Genomic DNA, 9,919 nt, shown 5'->3' on the forward strand with positions numbered 1-9,919 from the left:
GAAGCATCGAAGTCAGAGCGGAGTGGGATCGGCATGGCAACCCTCCTTGGCTCACCAAGTTGAATCACACCCACCGCAATCCTGGAAATCACGAACGAGTCAGACCTTCAGGGACCTGGTATTAAGGGCTGCTGTTGACCCGAAGGCGACGTTCCGGGAGTTCATTGCTCCCGCAAACGCGTGCCAAGATCCTAGAAAACTTTTGCCCATGCGCAGGAGCGGCACCAATAGGGAAAGGCAGTCCTCCACCAAATGCGGGATGTCATGTCTTGGCGGGAAGTTCCTCGCCATCGCGACTGGTCGCAGGCGTAAACACCCGCACACCACCCAGGCTGAAGCCCGCTATGACGGTGTGTGCCTGCTCGGACGACAGCCAGTTGTGCCAGGCGGTCGCCTCCTCTGAAGCTCCTTTGACCAGAGAACTGGTGTAGCTGGTGCGCAGGGCCGGGTCCCCTTGCACCAGCACCTCGAGACCGCGTCGGTTCTCCTGGGCCGCCCAGGTCATCCGCTCGATCAGAACGTAGGCTCCCATGTTGCCCGCCTGCCTGAGAATGCTGGCTTCATCGCCCCGGCCTTCGAGGTACCAAGTCGAGCGGGTCTGAACGTTGACGCCGATGCTCTCCCACAGGGACAGCTCCAGCTCTCGCGTACCCAGCGCGGCGCTGCTGGACATGTAGGTCCCGCGAGCTGACGCGATCCAGCGCAAAGCGGTCCTGATGTCCTTCAAGCCCCGCACGCGGGCCATCTCCGCCCGCGATCCCACCAGAATGGCATCACTGAAGAAGATGATCCGGGAGGACGCTTGGCCTGTCGGCTGGAGCCTTTCAGCGAGGCGGCTTGGAATGAGAGCCGCATCGGCACCGGCGGCTGACAGGAGTGCAGTAGGGTTCAGTTCGGTGGCGGTCACGGCAATGCCGGTCTGGGCCTGAAACACCGGAGCCAAGGTCTGCACGAGCTGAACCAGAGGTCCGGTAGGCACACCGACCCTGACGGTGCGCTCTTGCGCTCTGGCCTGACCCAAGCAGAAGAGGGTGGTGACCACGAGAGCCAGGACGGTCCGGTTCAGCAGCATAAGACCTCCAGTGTCCTCGACAGGATTCATAACATCAATAAGCCAGGTCGCTCCTGGTTCGCCTGATCGCCGAGGACGGTTCCCGTTCAGCCAGTCACCTGCGACGAAGCCGACGCAGGGACGATGTCGGCCTCACGCACGACGCGCTGGATCGGCCCAGTCGCGGCCTTGATCCGATAGAGTGGCTCGTCATCCGGTCCTGATGGCAGAACGCGCAGGATCTCGTAGATCCCAGTATTCTCAAGCAGCCGTTCCTTTGGCCGCACAAGCTGGCCGATCCTGAATTTGTGGGTCATGGCGTCTGTTCCTCTCGTTGGGCGCGGCTCTTGTGCGACGGCTGGCCCGGTGCCGAGACCAACCATGCTGCTTGGGCCTGCGTTCCGCGCGCGGGGGGCAGCACCGGGCGCGTATGCCGTTCAACAAACCAGGAGCAACTCTGCTGCTCGCCCTGGTCCAGAGACCTTCAGCGCCTGACCCGGATGCGATATTCCGCGATGCTGAGTGCATAGGCAGCCTCATTCGACCTTGGTCCGGTGCACCAACCCGTCCTCCGGCACCCTCGTATCGGTCTGGAGCCTGTAGCCGACCCCGGTCTCCGTCACGATGTGCCGGGGTTGGTCGGGCTGCTCCTCCAGCTTCTGGCGGAGCTGGCGCACGTAGATCCGCAAGTACTGCACGTCGACCTTCGGCCCCCACACCTCCCGCATGATCATGCGGTGGGTCAGCACCTGGCCGGCATGGAGCACCAGCAGGCGCAGGATGTCCCATTCCTTGTTGGACAGCTTCACCTCCGCCCCCCGCGCCGTCACGCGCCGGCGGGTGAGGTCGACGGACAGGTCGCCGTGGGTGAACAGGGGTTCGGCCCCGTGCCGCTGGACCCGGTGGCGCAGCGCCGTGCGGATGCGGGCGACGAGTTCGGCCATGCCGAACGGCTTGGTCACGTAGTCGTCCGCACCGAGATCGAGCGCTTCCACCTTGCCCGGCTCGTCGCCGCGGCTTGACAGGACGATGATCGCTACCTTCGATCCCGTGGCCCGGAGCCGACGGATCACCTCCAGCCCGTCCTGGTCTGGCAGGCCGAGATCGAGGAGCATGACCTCAGGCGCCTCGCGGGCGATGATGGCAAGCGCGTCGCGGGCGTTCCCGGCCTCCAGGATGCGGTAGCCGTGGACCGCGCGGCTGGTGCGGAGCAGCCGCCGGATCGGCGGCTCGTCGTCGACGACGAGGAGGGGAATGCTGCCACGGGCGTTCATTCGGCGGCATCCTCTTGTGGCGTGGCGGTGAACACGGACTCCGGCAACGTGATGGTGAACGCCGCCCCAGGTCCGTCGATCCGGTTGGCCGCCCGGATCGTCCCGCCGAGAACCTCGACGAAACCGCGGCAGATGGACAGTCCAAGACCGGTTCCGGCCCGCTGCCGGTCGCCTTTGGTCACGCGGTGGAACATCTCGAACACCCGTTCCAGATCCTCGGGCGGGATGCCCGGCCCCTCGTCGCTGACGGTGAGCTCTACCGTCCGCCCATCGCCGGCCGCGCCGATCGCGACGGTCGAACCGGGCGGGGCATACTTGGCGGCGTTGTCGAGGAGGTTGACCAGCACCTGCTCGAACAGCACGACGTCCAGGTCGAGCATGGGAAGCCCCGCCGGCAGATCGACGGCCACCTGGTGTTCGCCGAGCACGCCCTGCATGCGCTGCAAGGCCGCGCCGACCGCCTCGCCCAGATCGACCGGCTCCCGCTTCAGTTCGATGCCGCCGGCTTTGAGACGGGTCATGTCGAGAAGATTGGCGACGAAGCGGGACAGGCGCTCGGACTCACCCTGGATCGTGGCAGCGAGTTCTTCGCGGGCGGCCGCATCGTAGAACTCGCCGTACTGGCGCAGGGACGTGGCCGCGCCGGTGATCGACGCCAGCGGCGTCTTCAGGTCATGCGAGAGCGAACTCAGCAGGGCTGAGCGCAGCCGTTCGGTCTCGGCGGCAAGGCGTGCCGCGTCCCTCTCGGCGGCCAGCCGGACGCGCTCGATCGCGACGGCGGCCTGGTCGACGAGCGCCGCCAGCAAGCGCTCCTCGTCGGGATTCAGCGGTGCTCCGGTCCGGCTGACCCCGATCGCGCCGACCGGCCCGTGGCTGGTGCGCAGGGGCAGGAACAGGTGTTGCGCCGTGAGCAACGCCTCGGTGCCCCGTCCCGCCGCCCGGCTCTCGTCCCAGGCCAGCCGGGCAGAGGCCGCATCGGTCCCGTCGGCGTGACCATTGGGCGGGTAGGCGGCCTTGATCTCGAGCCTGCCATCGGCGTCTGGGAGCAGGATGACCACCTCAAGCCGCAGCATCGAGCCGATCTGCTGCCCCGTGGCCCACAGCAGGTCGTCGAGCGTGACGATTCCGGCGATCTTGCGGCTGAACGCGTACAGCGCCTCCGTCGTCGCGGCCCGGCTCGCCGCGGCAAGCGCCGCCGCCCGGGCCCGGGAGGCGAGATGGCTCGTGATGACCGCCACGACGAGGAAGAAGAACACAGTGGCGATGTTGGCCGGATCGGCCACGGTGAACCCGTAGGCCGGCGGGTAGAAGAAGAAGTTGTAGGCCAGCGCGCTGAGAAGGCAGGCCACCAGCGACGGCCAACGAGGAAGGACGGCACCGTGAAAGGCGACAGACGGCGGACGCCGCGCCGGTCGACCGTGCGCACCGCCTCGGTGATGGCGGGGAACCCGCCGATGCCCGAAGCGATGATCGTGGCTGTGCGCAAGCGATCCGCTTCCGAGACGGGTGTCCACTTCGCTTGAGCGAGTGCCTCTTGTGCCGCGGCGAGCCCGAAGAGGATGAACCGGTCTACCTTGCGCTGGTCCTTCGGCGCCAGCACGGCATCCGGATCGAAACCAGCGTCCGGATCTTCTTCCAAGGAGGGAACCACGCCGCCGATCTCGCCGGCAGGTCTCCCACCACATCGTCCGGAAGCCTCCGGATGCCCGAGCAACCGGCCAGGAGACGCGACCAGGACGTTTCGACATCTGCGGCAAGGGGCGTGACCGCGCCCATACCTGTTACAACAATCCGTCGCATCGACCTTCCTCTCGATCTGGGTACGTGGGCAGCGCTGTCCAGCTGTGGCTCAATCCTGTACGGACACGCGCTCGCGATCACCGCTTGCTTCTGCCAGCCTCGCAACGAGCTCAAGCCCGGACCAGCCCACAAGGTCGGCGGTTGAAACAGTTGCGCTGCGCGCTTCGGCCGGAGAATCCATCGTCATTGGCGTGGTCCTTCTTGGGCCTCGCCGGCAGACAATCCCGTCAGCACGCTCTCGGCGGCCGCTTGCAGGAACCGCTTCGACATCTGCTCGTCGTTGACAGCACGCGAGAGGACCACCGCACCGACCATCATCGACAGAATGGCCATCGCCTTGCCGCCGGGCTGCCCGCCGCCCTTCTCGCCGCCGGCCTCGCCAATCCAGCCGCCGAGCATCTCGAGGTAATCCCTGATGCCGGCTTCAAATGACGCCTTTACGTCGGCGCCCTGCCGGGCAGCGTCCGAGCCGAGCGCGACCACCGGGCAGCCGTCCATCCTTTCTGCACGGTGCCCCATGCTGAGATAGAACGCGACGACCGCTCCAAGCGGGTCCTGCGGATTGGCCTGCGCAGCGGCGGACCACCGGCCAAGGGCATTCTCCAGCGCACGTCTGGAAGCCTGCGCCGCCAGATCGTCTTTGGATTCAAACTGCTTGTAAAAGGCGCCTTGGGTCAGCCCGGCACCTTCCATCAGGTCCTTCAGGCCGATGCCGTCAAAGCCGTGTTCCCGAAAAAGGCGGCTCGCGACGTTGATGACCGTCTGCCGGTTTTCCTCAGCCTGAACGCGACTCACGCGCATCACCGATCTCCTCTTTTTTAGATTGCATTCGTAATCTATATCCGATATAGAGTGTGAACGCAATCTAATTTTATCGAGGCGACGGGCATGAAGAAGAGACCCGCTGTTGTACTGGGAGGCATCCTGATCGCGGTGTCAGGGGCAGCTGCAGTCGTCACACTTGCTGTACCTACGCAGGAAGCCTCTGCCGTGAGCGACCCGCGGCAGGATCCGCCGATCGTCAGACTGGTGACGGCAGCGCGGGTGACCGGATCCGAACGCAGTTTCACGGGCATCGTCGGAGCAAGGGTGCAGAGCAATCTCGGTTTTCGCGTCGCCGGCAAGATCGTGGAACGGCTTGTGAATGTCGGTCAGCCGGTCAAAGCCGGTCAGCCGCTGATGCGGATCGACGAAACCGACCTTCGCCTGGCGCTCACGGCGAAGCGCAACGCCGTTGCCGCAGCGCGCGCATCCGTCGTTCAGACGGACGCAGATGAACGGCGATACGCCAGTTTGCTCAACAATGGATGGGCTTCCCGACAGCGCTATGAGCAGGCCAAGGCCGCGTCGGATACAGCCGAGGCGCAACTCGCCGCCGCCGAGGCTGAAGCACGGGTCGCCGAGAACGAGGCGACCTACTCGGTCCTGGTGGCGGACGCGGATGGAACGGTCATCGAAACGCTTGGCGAGCCGGGACAGGTCGTCTCCGCCGGCCAGACCGTGGTTCGGCTTGCCCAGGCCGGCCCCCGCGAAGCGGTGGTCGCGCTTCCCGAAACGATCCGGCCGGCGATCGGGTCGAGGGCCGAGGCCCGCGTGTATGGAAGCGACGGACATCGCCATACGGCACAACTCCGGCAGTTATCAGACGCCGCCGATGCCCAGACCCGGACCTATGAGGCCCGCTATGTGCTCGACGGCGAGGCCGCGGCCGCACCGCTTGGCGCGACGGTGACCATTCTGTTGGTGAACCAGGCCAGCCAGCCGGAGGTGGAAGTGCCACTTGGAGCTGTGCTGGACAATGGCCAGAGAACCGGCGTCTGGGTGTTGGACAGCGCCACCTCGACCGTACGCTTTCAGCCCGTCAAGCTTGTTCGGGTGAGCGGCGAAACCGCCGTGATCTCCGGACTGAGCTCTGGTGATCCGATTGTTTCGCTCGGCGCTCATCGCCTGCAGGAGGGCGCTCGCGTCAGGACTGCGTTGGAAAGCAGGAGCAACTAATGAGCCTCAATCTCTCCGCTCTCGCCGTTCGCGAACGGGCCGTCACCCTGTTCTTCATCCTCCTGCTGGTGGCTGCCGGCGCCTATGCCTTCGTCATGCTCGGACGGGCGGAGGACCCCAACTTTACCATCAAGACCCTGACGGTCACGACGGCATGGCCGGGCGCGACCGCGCGCGAGATGCAGGACCTCGTCGCCGAACCGTTGGAGAAGCGGCTACAGGAGCTGACCTGGTACGACCGGGTGGAGACGACCACCCGGCCGGGTTATGCGTATATGACGGTTACGCTGAAGGACAGCACACCGCCATCGGTCGTGCAGGAGGAGTTCTACCAAGCCCGTAAGAAGCTCGGGGACGAAGCGCGCAACCTGCCGTCCGGCGTCTTCGGCCCCTTCGTCAATGACGAATATTCGGATGTGAGCTTCGGCCTTTACGCCCTCAAGGCGAAGGGCATGCCGATGCGTGAGCTGGTTCGGCAGGCCGAGGTGATCCGCCAGGACCTTCTGCATGTGCCCGGTGTCAAGAAGATCAACATTCTCGGTGAACGACCCGAACAGATATTTGTCGAATTCTCCTATGCCAAACTGGCAACCCTCGGCGTATCGGCACAGGACATCGTCGCCGCCTTGCAGCGGCAGAACACCGTCACACCGGCAGGTTCGATCGACACCCAGGGGCCGCGGGTCTTCATCCGGATCGACGGCGCTTATGACAGTGTCCAGGCGATCGCCGACACGCCGATCGCCGCTGCGGGGCGGACGCTGAAGCTCTCCGACATCGCCGAGGTCCGCCGCGGCTATGAAGATCCTCCCACCTACCTCATCCGACGTCAGGGTGAGCCCACCATCATGCTCGCGGCGGTGATGCAGGAGGGCTGGGATGGCCTCGCGCTCGGCAAGGCGCTGGAGGACAGGACGGCGGCCCTCGCACAAACACTACCGCTCGGGATGACACTCGACAAGGTGACCGACCAGGCCGTCAACATCACCTCGGCGGTTGACGAATTCATGCTGAAGTTCGCGATGGCACTCGGCGTGGTGCTGCTGGTGAGCCTGCTCAGCCTGGGCTGGCGCGTCGGCATCGTCGTGGCGGCCGCCGTCCCGCTGACGCTGGCGGTTGTATTCCTCATCATGCTCGAAACCGGTCGGTTCTTCGACCGCATCACGCTCGGCGCCCTCATCCTAGCGCTTGGTCTTCTCGTGGACGACGCCATCATCGCCATCGAGGTGATGGTGGTGAAAATGGAAGAGGGCATGGACCGCATCAAGGCGGCGGCCTATGCGTGGAGCCACACGGCGGCGCCGATGCTGTCCGGAACACTCGTGACGATCGCCGGGTTCCTGCCGGTGGGCTTTGCGCGCTCGACGGCCGGCGAATACGCCGGCAACATCTTCTGGGTCGTGGGGTTCGCCCTCATCGTCTCCTGGATCGTCGCGGTGGTCTTCACGCCCTATCTCGGCGTCAAGATGCTGCCCGCGATCAAACCGATCGAGGGTGGTCACCATGCGATCTACGACACACTGAACTATCGGCGCCTGCGCCGGCTGATCACCTTTGCCGTGCGCCACAAGTTCGTCACCTGCGGCATCGTTGGCATCGCCTTCGCGCTTTCCGGCGTCGGCATGGGCACCGTCAAACAGCAGTTCTTCCCGACATCCGACCGCCCCGAAGTGCTGGTGGAGGTTCGCCTGCCGGAAGGCACCAGCATCGAGACGACAACCGCCACAGTCGAGAAGCTCGAACACTGGCTGGACGACCAGCCCGAGGCCAAGATCGTCACGAGCTATGTCGGTCAGGGCGCTCCCCGCTTCTTCTTCGCGATGGCGCCGGAACTGCCTGATCCTGCCTTCGCCAAGATCGTTGTGCTGACACCTGACGCCGAGGCGCGCGAGGCTTTGAAACACCGGCTCCGCGAGGCGGTGTCACAGGGGCTCGCACCCGGGGCCTATGTGCGCGTCACGCAGCTTGTGTTCGGACCCTACACACCGTTCCCGGTCGAGTTCCGGGTCATGGGACCTGATCCCGCGCAACTGTACGCGATTTCTGAAAAAGCCCTTGATACGATGCGCGGCGTCCCGGACGTGCGGCAGGCCAACCGCGATTGGGGCAACCGCACACCCGTGCTGCGCTTCATCCCGGATCAGGATCGACTGAACCTCATCGGCCTCTCGCCGGCGGAGGTGGGCCGGCAGCTCCAGTTCCTCCTCACCGGCATCGCCGTGACGCAGGTCCGCGAGGACATCCGCAATGTCCCCCTCGTGGCCCGCAGCGCCGGCGGCGAGCGGCTGGATCCGACGCGTCTGGCGGATTTCTCACTGATGAGCCGGGACGGCCGCCAGATTCCGCTCGACCAGATCGGCCATTCGGAGGTCCGTCTGGAAGAGCCGATCCTGAAGCGCCGCGATCGCACGCCCGTCATCACGATCCGCTCGGACATCAATGAGGCGACCCAGCCTCCAGAGGTTTCCAAGCAGATCATGACGGCCCTTCAGCCGCTGATCGCATCCCTTCCGGTCGGCTATCGCATCGAATTGGGCGGATCGATTGAGGAGGCGGCCAAGGCCAACGCCGCGTTGGGTAAAGTCTTCCCGGCCATGATCGCCGTCACGCTGATCGTCATCATGCTGCAGGTGCGATCCTTCGCGACAATGGCCATGGTGCTGCTGACGGCACCGCTTGGCCTCGTCGGCGTCGTGCCGATGTTGCTCGCCTTCAACCAGCCCTTCGGATTCAACGCCATCCTGGGCCTGATCGGACTGGCCGGCATCCTGATGCGCAATACGCTGATCCTGACCGAACAAATCAAGGAGAACCGCACTGCCGGCCTTGACGCCTATCACGCCATCATCGAGGCCACGGTGCAACGCACGAGGCCTGTGATCCTGACCGCGCTTGCCGCTGTGCTGGCCTTCATCCCCCTCACGCACTCCGTCTTCTGGGGATCGATGGCCTATACGCTGATCGGCGGCACGGCGGCTGGAACAGTTTTGATCCTGGTCTTCTTGCCGGCCCTCTATGCGGCGTGGTTCCGGATCAAGCCTGAGGTCGTCGATGAGGAACATGAGGCCCTGCAAGGCACTGAGCCGCAGAGACTTGCCGTCGTTGCTGCAGCCGCTGAATAGCGCAGATCTGAGAGTATCCGAAAGACGAGGAAGAAAGATGAACTGGTTTCTGGAGAAGATGCGTCTGTATTCCGAGGCGCTTTCCGGCATAGATGATCCGAGAGGCGAACACTTACATAATCTGGAAGCCCGGGTGCGGCACCTGGAGAGCAAGATTGCTCGTCTTGAGGGTCGTCTCGACAGGTTTCCTGACGCGCCGCCAGGCTACCAGGATGCGTCCGGAAAAGAGGCGTAGCATTGACATCGAACGTCGAATGCGATGCGGCAGGCCGATCGACGCTCGACCTCCGGCGGGAAAGCGTTTTCCTGAGCAGAACAGCACCGCGAGTACCACCTTTATTATCCGCAGCGCCGTCAGTCTTCGCGGGCCTTCAGGCTCCTCGTCGAGGCGCTTCGGTACCGCGGCTGAAACGGAGACTGCCACCAACGGATTGAGATTGCGGGTTTAGGGAAGGACCGCTCATGGCACGGGGCTGACCTTAGCCGTACTTCCGCACTCGGGGGACGAGCAGACCTTCATTCCGACCCGTGCGACTACCGAAGTTGACCCAATGTATGGACCGGCCGTGCGTCGCAAGAGGCTTTTCGAGATGGCGAGGTTGGTCTTGCGCTCATGGATCCGGCCCATGTGGAGCGATTGCTCCTGGCCATCATGGATATCCGCGCGCATCTGG

General features: G+C 64.7%; 9 protein-coding genes and 1 pseudogene. 3 read left to right on the forward strand and 7 right to left on the reverse strand.

Annotated elements, in window-relative coordinates:
• Window positions 1–262 precede the first annotated feature (262 nt).
• From ACS5Q1_RS44290 to ACS5Q1_RS44315, 6 genes and pseudogenes are all read right to left on the reverse strand, one after another.
• Window positions 263–1,072 carry a substrate-binding domain-containing protein gene (locus ACS5Q1_RS44290; protein ID WP_473104184.1) on the reverse strand — a complete coding sequence of 270 codons (810 nt, stop codon included), beginning with the start codon at window positions 1,070–1,072 and terminating at the stop codon, window positions 263–265.
• 86 nt (window positions 1,073–1,158) lie between these two features.
• Window positions 1,159–1,368 carry a hypothetical protein gene (locus tag ACS5Q1_RS44295; protein WP_473104185.1) on the reverse strand — a complete coding sequence of 70 codons (210 nt, stop codon included), beginning with the start codon at window positions 1,366–1,368 and terminating at the stop codon, window positions 1,159–1,161.
• A 219-nt stretch (window positions 1,369–1,587) separates the two neighbouring features.
• Window positions 1,588–2,325 (reverse strand): response regulator, encoded by a 738-nt coding sequence (locus ACS5Q1_RS44300; protein ID WP_473104186.1) that lies wholly within the window; start codon window positions 2,323–2,325, stop codon window positions 1,588–1,590.
• Window positions 2,322–3,674 carry an ATP-binding protein gene (locus ACS5Q1_RS44305; RefSeq protein WP_473104187.1) on the reverse strand — a complete coding sequence of 451 codons (1,353 nt, stop codon included), beginning with the start codon at window positions 3,672–3,674 and terminating at the stop codon, window positions 2,322–2,324. The genes ACS5Q1_RS44300 and ACS5Q1_RS44305 overlap by 4 nt, the downstream gene beginning before the upstream one ends.
• Window positions 3,675–3,685: 11 nt before the next feature.
• Window positions 3,686–4,125 (reverse strand): annotated as a pseudogene (locus ACS5Q1_RS44310) (beta-ketoacyl synthase N-terminal-like domain-containing protein); the annotation flags it as partial.
• A 183-nt stretch (window positions 4,126–4,308) separates the two neighbouring features.
• Entirely contained in the window at window positions 4,309–4,926 is a 618-nt protein-coding gene (locus ACS5Q1_RS44315; protein ID WP_473104188.1) for a TetR/AcrR family transcriptional regulator, read from the reverse strand.
• An 87-nt stretch (window positions 4,927–5,013) separates the two neighbouring features.
• Between ACS5Q1_RS44315 and ACS5Q1_RS44320 the strand changes: the two genes are divergently transcribed.
• The 3 genes from ACS5Q1_RS44320 to ACS5Q1_RS44330 are packed head-to-tail and all read left to right on the forward strand — an operon-like array spanning window position 5,014 to window position 9,480.
• Complete coding sequence (locus ACS5Q1_RS44320; protein ID WP_473104189.1) at window positions 5,014–6,123, forward strand: efflux RND transporter periplasmic adaptor subunit; 1,110 nt, start codon at window positions 5,014–5,016, stop codon at window positions 6,121–6,123.
• A complete protein-coding gene (locus ACS5Q1_RS44325) occupies window positions 6,123–9,245 on the forward strand; it encodes an efflux RND transporter permease subunit (protein WP_473104190.1) in 3,123 nt (1,040 codons plus the stop codon). Before ACS5Q1_RS44320 ends, ACS5Q1_RS44325 begins: the two co-directional genes overlap by 1 nt.
• A gap of 37 nt (window positions 9,246–9,282) precedes the next feature.
• The gene (locus tag ACS5Q1_RS44330; protein ID WP_473104191.1) at window positions 9,283–9,480 is read left to right on the forward strand and encodes a hypothetical protein; all 198 of its coding nucleotides are present in this window, start codon (window positions 9,283–9,285) and stop codon (window positions 9,478–9,480) included.
• Window positions 9,481–9,705: 225 nt separating this feature from the next.
• Here the strand turns inward: ACS5Q1_RS44330 and ACS5Q1_RS44335 are convergent.
• The coding region (locus ACS5Q1_RS44335; RefSeq protein ID WP_473104192.1) for a hypothetical protein at window positions 9,706–9,919 on the reverse strand (214 nt) is incomplete at its 5' end.

This window comes from Microvirga sp. GN3, from assembly GCF_055792825.1.

Coding starts and splice junctions, on each gene's coding strand:
- ACS5Q1_RS44320 (WP_473104189.1), top strand. CDS start 5,014: ATGAAGAAGAGACCCGCTGTTGTACTGGGAGGCATCCTGATCGCGGTG.
- ACS5Q1_RS44295 (WP_473104185.1), bottom strand. CDS start 1,368: ATGACCCACAAATTCAGGATCGGCCAGCTTGTGCGGCCAAAGGAACGG.
- ACS5Q1_RS44325 (WP_473104190.1), top strand. CDS start 6,123: ATGAGCCTCAATCTCTCCGCTCTCGCCGTTCGCGAACGGGCCGTCACC.
- ACS5Q1_RS44290 (WP_473104184.1), bottom strand. CDS start 1,072: ATGCTGCTGAACCGGACCGTCCTGGCTCTCGTGGTCACCACCCTCTTC.
- ACS5Q1_RS44330 (WP_473104191.1), top strand. CDS start 9,283: ATGAACTGGTTTCTGGAGAAGATGCGTCTGTATTCCGAGGCGCTTTCC.
- ACS5Q1_RS44315 (WP_473104188.1), bottom strand. CDS start 4,926: ATGCGCGTGAGTCGCGTTCAGGCTGAGGAAAACCGGCAGACGGTCATC.
- ACS5Q1_RS44300 (WP_473104186.1), bottom strand. CDS start 2,325: ATGAACGCCCGTGGCAGCATTCCCCTCCTCGTCGTCGACGACGAGCCG.